General features: G+C 60.6%; 11 protein-coding genes. 6 read left to right on the top strand and 5 right to left on the bottom strand.

What is annotated here, in order from left to right:
* Positions 1-13 precede the first annotated feature (13 nt).
* On the bottom strand, positions 14-1,174 hold the full coding sequence (locus tag ACT3TP_RS02910) for a 5-(carboxyamino)imidazole ribonucleotide synthase (protein ID WP_444619254.1): 1,161 nt from the start codon (positions 1,172-1,174) through the stop codon (positions 14-16).
* 240 nt (positions 1,175-1,414) lie between these two features.
* Here ACT3TP_RS02910 and ACT3TP_RS02905 point away from each other — a divergent pair, with 240 nt between their 5' ends.
* Positions 1,415-1,972 carry a GtrA family protein gene (locus tag ACT3TP_RS02905; RefSeq protein WP_096287687.1) on the top strand — a complete coding sequence of 186 codons (558 nt, stop codon included), beginning with the start codon at positions 1,415-1,417 and terminating at the stop codon, positions 1,970-1,972.
* On the opposite strand, the gene ACT3TP_RS02900 is transcribed toward ACT3TP_RS02905, so the two are convergent.
* A complete protein-coding gene (locus tag ACT3TP_RS02900; protein ID WP_096287685.1) occupies positions 1,973-2,698 on the bottom strand; it encodes a TIGR03089 family protein in 726 nt (241 codons plus the stop codon).
* A gap of 282 nt (positions 2,699-2,980) precedes the next feature.
* On the opposite strand from ACT3TP_RS02900, the gene ACT3TP_RS02895 reads away from it, so the two are divergent.
* Genes ACT3TP_RS02895 through ACT3TP_RS02885 form a run of 3 tightly spaced genes read left to right on the top strand, consistent with a single transcriptional unit; the run spans position 2,981 to position 9,302 of the window.
* Complete coding sequence (locus ACT3TP_RS02895) at positions 2,981-3,502, top strand: WhiB family transcriptional regulator (protein WP_096287805.1); 522 nt, start codon at positions 2,981-2,983, stop codon at positions 3,500-3,502.
* On the top strand, positions 3,406-6,975 hold the full coding sequence (locus tag ACT3TP_RS02890) for a glycosyltransferase (protein WP_444619252.1): 3,570 nt from the start codon (positions 3,406-3,408) through the stop codon (positions 6,973-6,975). Before ACT3TP_RS02895 ends, ACT3TP_RS02890 begins: the two co-directional genes overlap by 97 nt.
* The gene (locus ACT3TP_RS02885) at positions 6,975-9,302 is read left to right on the top strand and encodes a DUF5719 family protein (RefSeq protein ID WP_444619250.1); all 2,328 of its coding nucleotides are present in this window, start codon (positions 6,975-6,977) and stop codon (positions 9,300-9,302) included. Before ACT3TP_RS02890 ends, ACT3TP_RS02885 begins: the two co-directional genes overlap by 1 nt.
* A gap of 5 nt (positions 9,303-9,307) precedes the next feature.
* Here ACT3TP_RS02885 and ACT3TP_RS02880 read toward each other — a convergent pair whose 3' ends face one another.
* Positions 9,308-9,766 (bottom strand): metallopeptidase family protein, encoded by a 459-nt coding sequence (locus ACT3TP_RS02880; RefSeq protein ID WP_444619248.1) that lies wholly within the window; start codon positions 9,764-9,766, stop codon positions 9,308-9,310.
* Between the two features lie 89 nt (positions 9,767-9,855).
* Between ACT3TP_RS02880 and ACT3TP_RS02875 the strand changes: the two genes are divergently transcribed.
* Positions 9,856-10,224 carry a DUF3499 domain-containing protein gene (locus ACT3TP_RS02875; RefSeq protein WP_096287677.1) on the top strand — a complete coding sequence of 123 codons (369 nt, stop codon included), beginning with the start codon at positions 9,856-9,858 and terminating at the stop codon, positions 10,222-10,224.
* Positions 10,225-10,488: 264 nt separating this feature from the next.
* Entirely contained in the window at positions 10,489-12,039 is a 1,551-nt protein-coding gene (locus tag ACT3TP_RS02870; RefSeq protein WP_444619246.1) for a TIGR01906 family membrane protein, read from the top strand.
* Positions 12,040-12,127: 88 nt separating this feature from the next.
* Here ACT3TP_RS02870 and ACT3TP_RS02865 read toward each other — a convergent pair whose 3' ends face one another.
* Positions 12,128-13,969 (bottom strand): AMP-dependent synthetase/ligase, encoded by a 1,842-nt coding sequence (locus ACT3TP_RS02865; RefSeq protein ID WP_444619244.1) that lies wholly within the window; start codon positions 13,967-13,969, stop codon positions 12,128-12,130.
* Between the two features lie 70 nt (positions 13,970-14,039).
* Complete coding sequence (locus ACT3TP_RS02860; protein ID WP_444619242.1) at positions 14,040-15,650, bottom strand: dolichyl-phosphate-mannose--protein mannosyltransferase; 1,611 nt, start codon at positions 15,648-15,650, stop codon at positions 14,040-14,042.
* Positions 15,651-15,694: the final 44 nt, after the last annotated feature.

The following is a 15,694-nucleotide window of genomic DNA, read 5'->3' as shown; positions in this document are numbered from 1 at the left end:
TCTTGCTGAAAGCCTAGGCGGTCTGGGTGATGCCATCACGGATTAAGCCCGCGACCCGGTCGGCGCGTTCACGTAGTTCTTCTACGCGTTGGCCTTCCTCGGCCACCACATTAACGTGTCCGATCTTGCGTCCGGGGCGCACCGATTTTCCGTAGGCGTGTACCTTGACTTCCGGCGCGGCAGCCAACGCGGCCTGGAATGCGGAGAACAGATCCTGGTTGGCCCCGCCGAGGAAATTCTTCATCACGGTCACTCCAAGTTCGCGGGTTTCACCCAGCGGCAAGTCCAAGACTGCACGAAGGTGCTGTTCGAACTGGCTGGTGACCGAACCGTTCATGGTCCAGTGCCCGGTGTTGTGCGGGCGCATGGCAAGTTCGTTGATGACGAAACCGGCACCCCGTCCCGGGGTTTCGAAAAGCTCAGCTGCCATGACGCCGGTGACACCGAACTCTTCGGCGATGCGCATGGCAGCATTTGATGCGGTAGCCGCGGTTTCCGCCGAGATGTCTTGGGCCGGTGCAATTACCTCGTCGCAGACGCCGGCGACCTGGATGGTGTGCACTACCGGCCAGGCTTTCGTCTCGCCGGAAGGAGTGCGCGCGACCATGGCCGAAAGCTCGCGGGTGAAATCCACTTTGTCCTCGGCCAGCAGGGCTCCGTTGGCAAACCATTCTTCGGCTTCTCGGGCCTGCTCAGCGTTCTCCAGCATGCGTACGCCCTTGCCGTCGTAGCCGCCGCGCGGGGTTTTGAGCACGATCGGCCATCCGGTCTGCTCACCGAAGGCAATCAGTTCGGCTACGTTCTCCACCTTGGCCCACGCCGGGTTTGGAAGTCCGAGCTTCTCAATCGCGGCACGCATCACCAGCTTGTCTTGCGCGTGGATCAGGGCCTCTGGGCGAGGCTGGACATTGATTCCCTCATTGATGAGTGTGGTGAGGAACTCATTGGGGACATGCTCGTGATCGAAGGTCACCACGTCCTTACCCTGGGCGAAGGCGCGCAGGGTCGCTAGGTCCTTGTAGTCGCCAATGGGCGCATCGGGCACACAACGTGCCGCCGATACGTCCGGGCCTTCGGCGAGAACATGCAGTTCAAATCCGAGGTTCAGGGCCTCTGGGGCCATCATTCGGGCTAGTTGCCCGCCGCCAATCACACCAATTTTAGGGAAGCTCACCCCTCTAGGTTATCGAAATTGTTCCGGCTTCCCGTCCTCGCGGTGACTGATTACTCACCAAATCCGGGGAATTGTCAGGAAAAGCGGATAAAATAGCAAGATGTGCCCTCATGCCATTGCGTATTCGGGGCAACACTAAACCGATAACCGAGGGAACTGAACTTCCCGGGATTCTGACGATCTTTAGGTCTAGATGATTCGAAATTGGATCAGCAAGAGCGCAGATACGTCTGGAGGAAAATGTTCGAGCGCATCTCACGAAAACTAGCTGGACTCATTTCGCTGCTCTGGCGCGAAGTGGCGAAGTTCGGCGTTGTCGGTGGTATTGCGTTCATCATCGACTCCGGCATCTATGTGTGGTTGCTGCATGGACCGATGAGCGATTCGCAGGTCAAGGCCAAGATCATCGCCGGCATCGTCGCGACCTTGTTCTCGTGGGTGGCCAATCGCTTTTGGACCTTCCGCCATCGCCGCCAGGCAAATGTCGCTCGTGAACTGGTGATGTTCCTGATCATGAACGCTATCGGCCTGGGTATCGCCGCCGCCTGCGTTTGGTTCACCAAGTACGTGTTGAACCTGACCGACCCGACCAGCGTATTTATTGCCGGCTCCGTGGTTGGCCTGGTGCTGGGCACCATCTTCCGTTTCTTCGCCTACCGTTTCTGGGTCTTCGGCGCCGAGATGGATCAGGAAGAAAAGTTTGCCCACGACCATGAGCTTTTGGTCCATCACGACAAAGGTGCCGGCGCCCAGGCCGTTTCCCCGGACACCGGCACTATCCCCACTGGGAAGAGCTAATCAGCCAGTTAGGTAGTCGTGGCTGATTTTTTCGCCCTCGCGAAGCCGGTCGCTCACCTCCATGGCTTCATCGATCAATACGATCGTGTCGCCGGCCTTCCACTGCGCCACCGCGTAAGGCAATAGATCAAGAACCGGGATATCTGCGCGCACCAAGATGGTGCCGCGGGCCGGTGCCTCGGCGGCAAATAATTGTGCGCTAGACAGCTCTTGGCCGCCGGGGGTGATGAGGCTGATGCGTGAGCCGGATACCGCTGATGGGTAGAACTGGTCCCCGTAGGTGCGCACATTGGCGTTGTAGTCTTCGGCGACCGGGCCTAGATCGGCGCCGAAGGACAGCGCCATGGCTGCGGGGTTGACCGCCAGGATTTCCGCTGCGCCGGGAATGCGCTCATCCGTTGGGTTGCTGGTGATCCAAAGTTGCGCCTCGGCCGCCTGGTCATGTTCGGCGGAAACCAAGGTGGCTCCGTGATGCAGGGAGGCAAGCGCCAGGACCAGGGATTTCCAGTGCGCACTGAGATCCAAGACCACTACCGATGCTTCGTCGAGGTCGAAAGTTTCGCCCAGAAGGTTTGCGCTCTTGGCGACCCAATTGTCAAAGACCCTGCCCGACAGCTCGATCCTCTCACCGGAAGTCGAGTACCAGGTGAGCCATGGAGTGGCCGAGGCACGGCGCGGTGCGAGCAGACCTTCGGCAAAGGCTCCCTTAGCGGAGTTGAACGGCATTTTCCACCTTAAATAATTTACTGAGAATTTACCGACAATTCGCGGAAGTTGCGACTCGCCGGATTCATTGGTGTCTTTCGCGGCGTGTTGTGCCGAGAGTTTCCTGAGAACTCTCCATAGAATATCCTCCCCGCTTGACTATGACCGAGTTACACGGCTGTAATTAGATGGTGAGTTCGGCTCGTCCATCGTTTCACTATTTCGATGGAATAAATAGAGACGTATGGATCGGGAGCAAGGATGGCTCGATCTTCTCAAACCAATCGAAAGGCCAACATCAACATGACGAAGCTGGAGCAGGGGTACTCCGATTTTTCGACATCGGCTGTAGCGTCCGCCCAATACGGGGTTGAGGGTGCACCATCGGACTGGTTTGTCGATCCACAAGCTGGTGACTCCGCACGCGTTGCGGTTGCCGCTGATCTGGAGAACGCCGCAGAAGACTTCCTACGGGAGCATGCGCCAGCGGAAACCGAAGGCGGATCGACCGCAGGGTCGTGGGCTCCGGAGCTGGATGAAGACGAACAGGTTCGCGAAAGCATCAAGGCCGTTTGGCTCGGCGTCGGCGGGGAAGTCGACGAAGGCGAGCTCGGTTGGCAGGCCCGCGCATTGTGCGCGCAGACCGACCCCGAAGCATTTTTCCCAGAAAAGGGCGGTTCGACCCGCGACGCTAAGCGTGTCTGCGGTGCCTGTGTTGTACGTTCAGAATGTTTGGAATACGCGCTGAGCAACGACGAGCGCTTCGGCATCTGGGGAGGGCTCTCCGAGCGCGAACGCCGCCGACTACGGAAACGAGCAATCTAATTCGACCGCCAATTCATGTCACCGCCATCGTTGCCGCGCACGATGGCGCTGACTTTTTACCCCGAACTTTAGCCGCACTGCGAAACCAGTCCCGGCCGATTGAACGGTACCTCGGGGTCGATGCGTCATCCCAAGACGCTTCCCGCCAGGTATTAAAAGCAAATCTTCCTTCCAACGCGACCCTGCTCTCGGCCCCGGCGGGGTCGTTGGGACTTTCGGTTCAAGAAGCGGTGGATTCCCTGCCCGAAGCTCGTGCAGATCGCGACGAGTGGCTGTGGATCATCCACGACGATTCGATGCCGGCTCCCGACGCGCTAGAACAACTGACGCGTACGGTCGAAGCCTCCGAGTCCGTGACCATTGCAGGTTGCAAGATCCTGGACATTGACAATCCTCGCCGCTTGGCCGAAGTCGGGCTCAGCGTGGACCGCAAGGCGCAGCGCCTGACGATGATCGATATCGACGAAGTCGACCAGGGTCAGTACGACGGCCGAAGCGACTACTTCGCCGTATCCTCGGCAGGAATGTTCATCCGCCGCGACGTCTTTGAAGAATTAGGCGGTTTCGATCCGGCGCTGCCAGGCCGCGGCGACGACGTGGATCTATGCTGGCGCAACCGATTAGCCGGACACCGTGTGGTGGTCGTTCCCTCCGCGAAGGTCTACCATCAGGTCGACGTGGTCGACTCGCTGGCTGGACCGGGCGAAGCACGACGCTCTGAGGTCTTTCAGCGGCTGAAGTTCGCACCGACCTTGGGACTCCCATTTCTTTGGCTAGGCCTCCTTTTGGGCGGCATCGGGCACTTCCTTTTGGCTCTTTTAGCCAAGGATCCGGGCCATGGGTTCAGCCATTTGGGCTCGACCCTGCGCGGCTTGTTCTCGCCGGTGAAGTTGGTGTCCTCGCGCCGTGGGATCAAGCAAATCCGCAAGGTGCCGCGCGGCCAGGTACGCAAGCTGATGACTTCGAATAGCGCCGTGCGCGAGTACCGGCGAAACTTGTCAAACGGCACGGATGACTCGCAGGTCTACGGCGATGGCTCCGGCGCCGAGGGCATGGTGGAGCCAAGCGGCGAGAACTTCTCGGACTTTGTCCGAATTGCTCGGCCGCCGCGGACCACTGCGGTGCTGTCGCTGATTCTCGCATTGCTCATCACGACCGCGGCCTCGCTGATCGCCTGGCGTTCGCTGATCGGTGCCAACGCCCTGAGCGGCGGTTCCATGCGTCCGCTGTCGCGCACGCTGAATGAGATCGGAGCCAACGCCACCTCGTGGTGGCAGAACGCGGGCACCGGCTTCAGCGCTGCTCCAGATAACACAGACATCATGTACTGGCTCCTTTCGGTGCTCAGCTTCAACCACGCGAACCAGGCTTCGGTGATCTTGTTCCTGGCGGCCATGCCGTTGGCGGCGCTCACCGCTTGGTGGGGCGTGGGCGTAGTGAGCCGTTCGCGTGCGGTACGTTTCTTCGCCGCGGTGATCTGGGCTTTGCAGCCTGCCCTTATTTCGGCCCTGGCCAGCGGCCGGGTGGGCTCGGTACTTATCCACGTCCTACTGCCGTTGTTCTTCCTGGCCATGCTTCGTGCGCTCAACGCGCACGTGCGCCCGGAGGGCAAACCGGCACCAAGCGCGCAGTCCAAAAAGACTTCGGCCTGGACCGCTTCGGCCTGCGCGGCACTGATCCTGTGGGTAATTTCTACCGGCTCAATGCCTTTCTTCTTGGCACTTGTGGTGCTGATCTACGTTTTGGCGCTTTCGGCTCCGCGCCGGGCGCGCACGCTGTGGTGGGTTCCGCTTCCTGCAGTGGTGTGGAACTTGCCCTTGCTTTTCGAAGCACTGGGCAACCCACGGCTGCTGTTTACCGAACCTGGTGCACCGCTGGCATTCAACCCGGCGCCGCTGTGGCAGATGCTTTTGGGCTTCCCCGAGGCCTTTGACGCAATGCTCACCCCGCTTGGTTGGGGAATACTGCCTGCCGGACCGTGGGCATTGGTCGCAGGGGCTCTTGTGGGCGCACCTGTGGTGATTTTGGCGGTACTCGGCGCACTCGGGTCATCCTTTAGCCTGGACTCCACCATGCGTCGAAATTCCCGCAAACTCGTCTGGGCCGCAGCCCTGTCCTTGGTGGCCGGCTGGGGAATCGGTTTCATTTCGGTCTCCCTGGACTCGTCCAGGACGGTCAGCGCATACACCGCGCCATTTGTTTCCTTCGCGGTCTTCGCGATGCTCGCCGCCGCCGCCAACGCGCTGGCAGCATTACGCCATGAGGAGCAGCCACGCACACTTCGCCTTCCGGCGAATCGGGCAGTTTTGAGCCTGATGGCAACGCTGAGCGTGATTAGCGTGTTGGCCGCCGGTTCGGTGGCACTCGGCGCGCAACTGAATTCGCAGAATCCAGATGGCGCCATGACCGCGCTGAACGCCGCCCAGCGGGTGTCGCCCTCGCAGGAACGGACGATTCCGGCCACCGCGGCGGACGCCGGCCGCGCGGAATCCGCAGAGCGCACCTTGGTGCTGACCCCACGGGCTTCGGGCGAGATCGACAGCCAGCTGCTGACCGGGGCCGGCGAAACGCTTGACGCCATCAGCCGTTCTTCGCAGGTGTCGCAACTGAGCGGATCGCTGCTGAATCCGGCACGAAACGAGGCTTCGGCCACGGGAAGCGTGCAGCGGGAAGCCGTGGCAATGCTTTTGTCTGAATCAGCACTCGACTCCCGCGAAGCCTTGCGAGACCTGGGTGTTGGGTTTGTAGTGCTCAACGAGACCGGTGAATCAGTCTCGGCCACCGTGCGTGTGCTGGATGCTGCGACCGGCCTGGCCTCCGTGGGGCAGACCGACAACGGATGGCTGTGGCGCGTCAATTATGAAAGCTCCACGCCAAATGCGGGCGCAGGATTTGCGCGCTTGATCGACAAGTCGGACCGGGTGCAGGTACTGGCCACCAATCGCGGGCGAATTCAGGATACTGAGATACCCGCAGCCGACGGACCGCGCACTCTTGTGTTGGCGACCGCGCAGGATCCAAAACTGCGTGCCACTATCGATGGCGCGCCGTTGCGTGCGGTAGCTTACCCCCGGGATTCGGATACCCGCTGGGCGCAGGCCTATGAAGTGCCGGCCGAAGGCGGCAAGCTGACGCTGACCCACTTCGAACCATTGGCATTGCCCACGCTGATCCTCGGTAGCGTCGTATTGCTTATCGCGGTATTGCTAGCGATCCCGGTACCCAGTACCCGTCGCCTCGCTAGCTACCGAAATAGCGAATATCGTTTCCGCGCAGTCGAGGAATCGGACGACGGGCAAGACGAAGTGGCCAGCGAGCCGGCAGAACCAGCTTTCGAACCGGAACCCGAGACGAGCTCAACACCGTTGAGCCGTCGAGAGGCTCGCGAACGGACGCACGAGATCCGTGACACCTTGGCCCCGAAGCTCGGTGACCGTATTTCGGACACCGACACCGAGCAGGAGAAAAAGTAGTGAGTGATGAGAAGAAGCCCGCTTCGGATGACGCAAAAAACGAGCATGCCGGTCACCCCGCGCACGCTGCGGAACCACGCAAGGATCAAGGATCACCGGTAGCCGGCAATGCCTCCGCGGATGGCAGCGACGAGCCAGCCGCGGACGATGCAAAAAACGAGCATGCCGGTCACCCCGCGCACGCTGCGGAACCACCTAAGGATCAAGGATCACCGGTAGCCGGCAATGCGTCCGCGGACGGCAGTGGCAAGCCCGCTGCCAAACCGGTCACAGCGGACACCGGCTCCTCTGCCGAGCCGGCTAAGCCAGCGCCGCAACCGGTGGCTGCGACGAAGCCGGAATCGGCTCCGACTGTGCGGCCTTCGGCAAGCGAGCGGCCAATAAAGAGCAAGTCCGAATTGCGTGCCGAGGCCAAAGCCGAGAAGGAAGCCAAGGCAGAGGCCAAGGCAACGGCGAAGGCTACTGCGAAAGCCGAGGCGAAAGCAGCGGCCGAGGCCAAAGCCACCGCAAAGGCCGAAGCCAAGGACCGGGCAAAGGCCCAGCCGCTAGCTAAGCCGGAGCCAAAGCGTCAGGCGGAGCCGGAGGCCAAGGCTGAGCTGGAAGCCAAGGACGAGAAGATGGCTGCAGCCCTAGCACAGCCGGTTATCGCAGGCGCCGCGGAAAACAGCGAGGCCTCGGCGCCCGCAGATCCGATTGCGAGTCGACGCCGACGCAAACTAGACGACGCAAATAAGGCGGCACGTAAGGATCAGGAAGCTGCTCCGGTGCGTCGTCGTGCGGGCGCCGTGCTGCTCAGCCTGGTGGCCATCATTGCCGCCGGTGGCGTGGTCGCCGCGGCTTCGGTGCTTGCACCGCAACCGTCCAATACGGCGCTCCCCGCGGCGGTGACCAGTCTTCCGGCCGGCGATGCCCAGTCCGTCTGTGCCGGAACTCCGCAACTTCTCAAGGGCGTGGACGGTACCGATCCACAGTTCGCCGCCGGTGCAAAACAAATCTCAAGCAATATTCGCACAGCCCTGGTCTCAGACTTGGGTAAACGAATTCCCGGTGCCACACTCCGGGACCTGGGCAGTTCAGATCCGGCCCAGCTCAGCGAACGCATTCCGGATGCTGAAGCGGCGCAGTCTCTGGGTGCGGATGACGAGGGGTTGACCGGTCGTGTTGGAAAGGTAAACACCACCAACGGCCGAGACAAGGCGCAAGTCTTCTCCCTGCAACCCTTGGGCGAACTACCTTCCTGGGGTAGCGCCATGCGCAGTTTCTTGGCCAAGGATGGAGATCTCGCGGGACTGGCCGCGGCGACCTGCCAGGCTCCAGCCTCCGGCTGGCGCTTCACCGGGCTGATGACGAATACCGGTGCGACCAGCGTGCTTCACCTGTCGAACCCGACCCACACCACCGCCCAGGTCTCTATCGATCTGCGCGGTCCGGAGGGTCTGATCGACACCTCAACGCTGCAGAATGTCGTGCTTGCGCCGGGATCCTCGCGAGCGTTGGTGCTTGGCGGCTACGCCCAGAATTTGGATTCGGTGTCCGCCGATATCACCAGTCTCGGCGGAAAGATCACCGCATCAGTTCAACAGGCAGCGTTGCGCGGCCTGACACCTTCCGGGGTAGACCTAGTGGCTGCAAATGCTTCGGCAGCCAATACGCAGGTGATTCCGGGCGTTTGGCTTGGCAACAAGAATGACCGAAACGAACTAAGCAAAGATGACAAGAAACTGGTGCCGCAGCTTCATGTTTCGGCCACAGGTGCGCAGGGGGCAGGTTTCAAGGTGAAGATCTTGGGTGCCGAGGGCGAAGTCAAGGCGGATCTTGGCTCGAACCTCGCGGTAGCCTCCGACGCAACTAGCGTCATCGACCTCAACGGTCTCGAAGCGGGCGCTTACACCGTAGTCGTGGAAGCTGATGCTCCGGTGACCAGCAGTGTGCGCATGGTGCGCGGCGCGGATCCCAAGGATTCCTCGGACAACGCCTGGGCCGCCAGCTCCATGCCACTGGCGGGAAAGCAGGTTGCGCCTATTTCAGCGAACGGCACCGGTGAATTCAGCATTGCCGCGCCATCGGCCGATGCCTCTGTCGAAGCAGTTGTGGTCGACAAGGATGGGAAGCTTTCAAAGCCGACCAAACTCGAGGTGAAGACCGGGCAGAACATGGTGTTCAAACCGAAGGAAATCACCGAAGAAGCCCAAGCCGTGATCTTCTCTGCAGATGCAAACGCCTATATTGGCCAGTTGATCTTCGGGTCGGATCGTTCGCTGGCCTGGGCTGCCATGCCTCAAGCCAATGTCGGACGTGACGGTATCGTCGTCAACGTCGGCGGCTAGCAGGACTAAAAATCCGGGTTTTCCGGGAAATATTCGGGATCAACTTCGTGGGGCGAAAGCATCCACAAATTAGCGACCTCGTGCACCACACACTGGTGTACGAGGTCGACTAATTCCGTGTGGCTATGACTAGCTTGCTCCAAAGGCAGCCGATAAATGGAAATCCGGGCACGGCGCTTAGCCGTTGCCGGTCGAGCAGAGGACAGCGGCATGCGGTCTCCGGCGGCCGCGGCCTGAGTCATGACCTTGTCGCCGGGTACCGGGACGATGCGAAAATCGATGATCGCGAGTTTTTGGCCCCAGCGTTCGCCTAATCGTTGGGCGCTGGCCATCACCGCGTCATCAAAGCGTTCCGGTCGCGTGCGGAAGGCGGGCAGGTGCATTGGCATCAACGGACCACGCCGTCCGCGTCCATGACGGTTGCGGCGCGAGCGCTGCGGCGGACTCTGGGGATTATGCTCCATGGCTCCACAGTAAACGTTTGCGCGAGCGAACGTGGCCGTTCGGGCTAGATTACCGGGCTAGGACGTCTAGCACGAGTAGACTTGAAGCCGTGGAAAGTCTTCGTCTTTGCTCTCGCCCCGCGTGCCGTGAATCGGCCCGTGCAACCCTCACCTACAACTACGCCGATTCGACCGCCGTACTCGGGCCATTGGCGCAGTACCCCGAGCCGCATTGCTATGACCTGTGCGCACGGCACGCCAACCGGCTCACGGTGCCCAGCGGGTGGAACCTGCTGCGCGGCGCCCTGCCAGAGGTCATTGAAAACGAAGATGAATTGCACGCACTGATGAATGCCGTGCGTGAAGAGCGTAAACCCAAGCACTCTGTCGAAACACCTGCACCCCGTGAGGTGCGCGGCACCCGTTTCGATTCTCGTCCACGGTTGGCAGTGCTTCCGCCGGAGGCCGAAGAAATCTAAGAATTGCCACCGAGGTTATTTAGCTTCGCGTGGGATCTAGCCTCCCGCTGCACCGTGGGGTGCGCCGCAGTAGACAATTCCGCATTCCTACTAATCGGATGGGAATGGCTGGCTTTACCGTTTCCCGCACCACGGTCCTAATTTAGGTGTGGTAATGCGCGGATTGGCGCGGTCGGCTGGATAAGCTGAAACCGCGGGGCCTGTTGTGCAGGTTTCGTCTATTTATGATGGTCAGAGATCGCGCGATTTGCAGGAGGACTCCTCATGGCTGAGGCGGCGAAGAACACCCCCGGTGGTAAGGGCCCAGAAGGCCCGGACACGCCCATCGCGGCCACCAATGCTGAATCGAACGAGTCGGTCACCAAGGCCACGCTCAGCCAGCGAGCCGACGAATTGTCGGCACGCCTTGAAGAGCATAAAAAACAAGCCAAAGCTCAGCAGGACGCTCGTGCTGCAAAGGCGGCGGCCGCTGCGAAAGCAGCGTTCTTGAACCCATCAGGGGCCAAAGCAGCAGCATCCAAGCCTGCCGAGGCGAAGCCGGCAGCTTCTGAAACTTCAGATACCAAGCCCGCAGCGAATCCAACCACGGTGCAGCCGGCCACGACGCCTGCGACGGCCAAACCAGCAGCTACCAAACCCGTCGCGAATCCTGCGCCAGCCAAACCTGCGGCGACTAAGCCGGCAGCAGCCAAACCAACAGCAGCCAAGCCGGCAACAGCAGCCAAGCCGGCAGCAGCAGCCAAATCGGCCGCAGCTAAGCCAGCAGTGAGCAAGCCAGCTACGAGTGCAGCCAAGCCGAAAACCGACGAGCCGGTAGAGGACATCATTCGAGCGATTAAACTTCCGCATGAACTCGACGCGGAACAGCAGCAGCCGAAGGCCTCCACAAAAGCCGAGGTACCTGCCAAATCTGATGCGCCGCTCAACGAAGCCAAACAGACGGTGCCACCGGTCAGCGCTGCACCAAATAAAGACAACCCAGAGACTACGTCCGCCGCAGTTGCCCAGGCGCGTTCGCGTGTCTTTGGGAACTACGCTCCGGAGTCGGAGCCATCCGAGGCAGCGGTCAAACGCCGTGTGGCTCGCGAACGCGCATTAAATTCCAAGCCGCCGCTGGCCCGCACCGCACAGGTGCTGCTTGCACTCATCTTCCCGGTATTGACGCTGATCGCCGCGATTCGTCTGGTCGCCACCCCAGCGTTCTTGGCGCTGGCCTACGCCCGGCCAGGGTTCCCCAGCGACCAGTTCGGCTTCACCGATCCGGAACGCCTAACCTATGGCAGCTACGGGGTGGACTACCTGAATAACTTCGCTGGCCCGGAATTTTTATCTGGATTGAAACTTCCGACTGGCTCCAGTATGTTCACCGCCCAAGAGGTGCAGCACATGCTTGACGTGAAAAACCTGATCGGTTTGGGCTATGTCATCGGGGCCGTGCTAGCGGTATTGGCCATAATCTTCATCGTCTACCTGGCCAACCGTTACTCCGGCGGAGTGCGCCGAGCGCTCTTCTCCGGGGCAATCTTGACCCTGGTGCTAATTGCCGGAATCGCGGTCATCGCCATTACCGGGTGGAACACGTTCTTCTCCGGTTTCCACCAGTTGTTCTTCGCCGAAGGCACCTGGACTTTCAACCTCAGCGACACCCTGATCCGTCTATACCCCGAGCAGTTCTGGGTCGATTCCGCGCTTGCCATCGGGGTGTTGGTGGTTGCCACCGCGCTTGTTGCGCTCATTACCTGCTGGCCAACCGGGCGTCGCCGCGAAAGCTCACGTTTGCGCCAAGAAGCGCGAGTTTACGGCTTGAACAGCTAAGGAACTACTCGGGGCAAAGCGTCCTGGAACACTTAAACCTCGGGAACCGGGCAGTACGGATCCCGAGGTTTAATTGTTAAAAGGCCTGTCAGCGACGGTATAGCTCTTGGGCTTCGGAGGCAAAATCATCCAGGACTTGCTGGCGCTTAAGCTTTAGCGAGCTGGTCAAATGTCCGGAAGCCTCGGTGAACTCGGCAGGAAGAACCACAAATTTGCGAATCGATTCTGCCTGGGAGACAGTCTGGTTTGCGGCGTCAATATAACTTTGCACCTCGGAGCGCACCTTGTCGTGCAGCGCCGCCTCGCCAAGCGTCAGCTGGCCCACATCGCGGGCCTTGGACCACAATGCCAGCTCTTCGGCATCTAGGGTGACCAAAGCCGCGATAAACGGTTTGTTCTCACCGACCACAACGCATTGGTCCACTATCCGGCCGGCCCGGACCATTTCCTCCAACGGACCGGGGGAGACGTTTTTGCCCCCGGCGGTGACGATAAGTTCCTTCTTGCGCCCGGTGACCAATAGATGACCGGCGTCATCAAGGCGACCGGTATCTCCGGATTTGAAGTACCCGTCTTCGGTGAATGCCCCGGCACTGGCTTCGTCGTTGTGGTGGTATCCGGCGAATACACCGATGCCTTTGACAAGGATTTCTCCGTCATCAGCGATCCTGACGCTGGTGCCGGGAAGCGGGCGGCCCACGGTCCCCACGCGATTGTTATGCGCCTGATTCACCGTGGCGGGTGCAGTGGTTTCGGTAAGTCCGTAGCCTTCGACCAGCTGGATGCCGGCGCCACGGAAGAAATGCGCCAGATCCTGGTTAAGCGCGCTGGCCCCGGAGATCGCGTAACCGCACTGGCCACCGAAGACCGCGCGGAGTTTGGGATAAAGTACCTTATCGAAAAATAGGTGGCGGGCTCGTAACGCCAGTGGCATCCGCACCTTTTCGCCGCGGGATTTCGCATCCCGGATCTTGGAGACCGCAATGGCGGTCAGCTCGGCGCTGTGGAACAGCTCGGCCTTGCCGGACTGCTCCGCCCTATTCAGTGCTGTGGTGCGGATCTTTTCAAAAACGCGAGGGACGGCCAGCAGAAACCCCGGCTTGACGGCGTTCAGGTCCTCCATCAACGTTGCCGTCGAATTGCTATGGGCAATGATGGCGCCACCGTGAATGCAGACTTGTTGGACCGCACGGGCCAAGACGTGCGCCAGGGGCAGGAACATCAACGTGCGGCGGCGTTCACCGAGCACCTCGGCCATGTGCTCGGCGAGGTTGTAGGCGACCATGGCGAAGTTCGCGTGGGTGATGTTGCAGCCCTTGGGCCGTCCGGTAGTGCCCGAGGTATAGACGAGGGTGGCCGTGGTTTCCAAGTTCAGGCTCGCGCAGGCGATGCTGATTTCCTGTTCGGCGATCTGTGCTTCGCCGACAAGAATTTGCTGCAGGCCTGCAGCGGGAATCGCTTCCGGATCCGAGGTATGTGCTCCCTCAAAAAGGTGGATGGCGACGGATTCTCCGAGCTGGGCTGCGGCCCGGCGAACGTTGGCGCGTAGCTCGTGGTCCTCGGCGAAGACGACTCGTGCGCCGGAATCGCGCAAGATCCATTCGATTTGGTAGGGGCTTGAGGTCTCATAAATAGGTATTGAAATTCCGCCGGCGAACCAGATGGCTTCTTCCGCCAGCGCCCACTCATAACGAGTACGAGAGATGATGGCGACCCGGTCGCCGGGTCGCAGCCCGTCAATGATCAGCCGGGAGGCTAGCCGCTTTACATCACGGAGGAAATCCTGGGCGCTGACGTCTCGCCACCCGGAGGGTCGTTGGACCATGAACAAGGTGTCGTTTGGCGAGCAGGCAACCCGGTCCAGCAGCAGTGTGGTTGCGTTTACCTGGGGATCGAGGTCGTGCAGGAGCTCGACGTGCAGTTCGTGCATGGAATTCCTTTGAAATCGTTCGGGGTCAGGTGGAGCAGCCCATGGTGCAGTGGCTCCTGCGCACGGGAGTTTATCCCCAGCTAGGGATCCACACGTGCATGCGATAGTACTCATCCGAGGTCAGTTCTCCGGACCATACGGACCAGAAAAATGCCGAGACCACGAGGAGCAGCGCTACGAAGAGAGCCACGATCACGACCCGTGATCGGTAGGCCGCATCAGAGCGCGGTTCGCGGGGGATGAACCTGCCAATCATATAGGTCAATGCGAGAACCATGAACGGGACCAAGGGCAGCGTGTAGAAGAAGAACATGGTGCGCTCGGGGTACATCAGCCAAGGAAGGAACCCTGCAGCAACGCTTGAAAGCAGTGCTCCGGCGCGCCAATCGCGCGCTCCAAGCCACCAGAACACCAGCAAGATCATGCTCAACGTGCAGGCCCACCACATCACTGGGTTCGGCATGTCCATGATCACTTCGGTGCAGCGATCCAGCGTGCAACCGTTCTGCCCGTTGTCGTAGCCTTCGAAGTACATCAGCACCGGGCGTCCGGAGAAGAGCCAGGTCCATGGGGACGAAGCCCAGCCGTGTTCCGAATCCAGCCCGGTGTGGAAGTTGTAGCTCGCCTGGTGATAGTGCCACAAGCTGCGCAAGGTCTCAGGCAGCCAGGAGACTCCCTCGCCGGGATTGTCTACGGCCCACTGCCGGTAGCGTCCGCCGGCGGTGCTCAGCCAGCCGGTCCATGTGGCAAGGTAGGTCAGGAACACCACCGGAATCATGGTGAAAAACGAATAGATGCCGTCGCGCACGAACGCGGCCGACTGCCAGCGCTGGATTCCAACGGTGCGCCGTGCGCCGAAGTCCCAGAGCACCGCCATCAGGCAGAACACCGCAACGAAGGTCAGCGCAGACCATTTGATGCCAACCGCGCAGCCGAGCATGATCGCTGCGGTGAGCCGCCAGGGACGCCACCAGAGTACGGGGCCGAAAATGAGCAGGAACTCGTTGGGTCTGTTCCCGGCGGGCACCGAAAGTTTTCTGGCGAGTTGAGTTCGTCCGTGGATCCGATCCTTGAGCAGCGCATAGAAGGCGGCCAAGACGAAGAACATCAAGAAGATATCCAGCAGCGCGGTGCGCGACATGACGATTGAATGACCGTCGATGGCGATCAAAAGGCCGGCGATACCCGCCAGCAGATGCGACCCGAAGAGCAGGCGGGCGCACAGCGTGGTCAGCAGAACCGCGAGCGTACCGAACAGGGCTGTAGCAAAACGCCAGCCGAAACCGTCGAATTCGCCAAAGAGCATCATCCCGAAAGCGATGAGCCATTTGCCCAGCGGCGGGTGCACCACGAAGGAGGCGGTGTCCTTCAGCTGCGGATCGCCGGCAACGAATTGGTCGTTTGATTCGTCGACCCATTCCATCTCGTAGCCGAAGTGCAAGAGCGAATAGGCGTCTTTGACGTAGTAGGTCTCGTCAAAGATCAACATATTCGGATGCGCCAGGTGCACAAAGCGCAGCAGGCCACCGATAACGGTCACTACCAGCGGAACAATCCACATCAATGCACCAGAGGGTGCCGCAACCGGCAATAACCTTTGTTTGAGGTTCTCAAAGGTGAAGGCAACGCGCGCGGAACGCACGTGCCCGGTATCTGGGGTCTTTGCTGCAGTGGTGCTCATCGTTGTTCATGCTACCGGCGTAACCCTGAGAATGTGTGCTTTTG

It is taken from the genome of Glutamicibacter sp. AOP38-B1-38 (assembly GCF_052377485.1).
Classification (GTDB): domain Bacteria; phylum Actinomycetota; class Actinomycetes; order Actinomycetales; family Micrococcaceae; genus Glutamicibacter.
Note: the sequence above shows the minus strand (reverse complement) of the source record. Positions and strands in the feature narration are given on the sequence as shown.

Excerpts from the sequence above, each read along its gene's own strand:
- ACT3TP_RS02860 (WP_444619242.1), bottom strand. The coding sequence starts at position 15,650 with ATGAGCACCACTGCAGCAAAGACCCCAGATACCGGGCACGTGCGTTCC.
- ACT3TP_RS02865 (WP_444619244.1), bottom strand. The coding sequence starts at position 13,969 with ATGCACGAACTGCACGTCGAGCTCCTGCACGACCTCGATCCCCAGGTA.
- ACT3TP_RS02900 (WP_096287685.1), bottom strand. The coding sequence starts at position 2,698 with ATGCCGTTCAACTCCGCTAAGGGAGCCTTTGCCGAAGGTCTGCTCGCA.
- ACT3TP_RS02870 (WP_444619246.1), top strand. The coding sequence starts at position 10,489 with ATGGCTGAGGCGGCGAAGAACACCCCCGGTGGTAAGGGCCCAGAAGGC.
- ACT3TP_RS02895 (WP_096287805.1), top strand. The coding sequence starts at position 2,981 with ATGACGAAGCTGGAGCAGGGGTACTCCGATTTTTCGACATCGGCTGTA.
- ACT3TP_RS02890 (WP_444619252.1), top strand. The coding sequence starts at position 3,406 with ATGTTTGGAATACGCGCTGAGCAACGACGAGCGCTTCGGCATCTGGGG.
- ACT3TP_RS02880 (WP_444619248.1), bottom strand. The coding sequence starts at position 9,766 with ATGGAGCATAATCCCCAGAGTCCGCCGCAGCGCTCGCGCCGCAACCGT.
- ACT3TP_RS02905 (WP_096287687.1), top strand. The coding sequence starts at position 1,415 with ATGTTCGAGCGCATCTCACGAAAACTAGCTGGACTCATTTCGCTGCTC.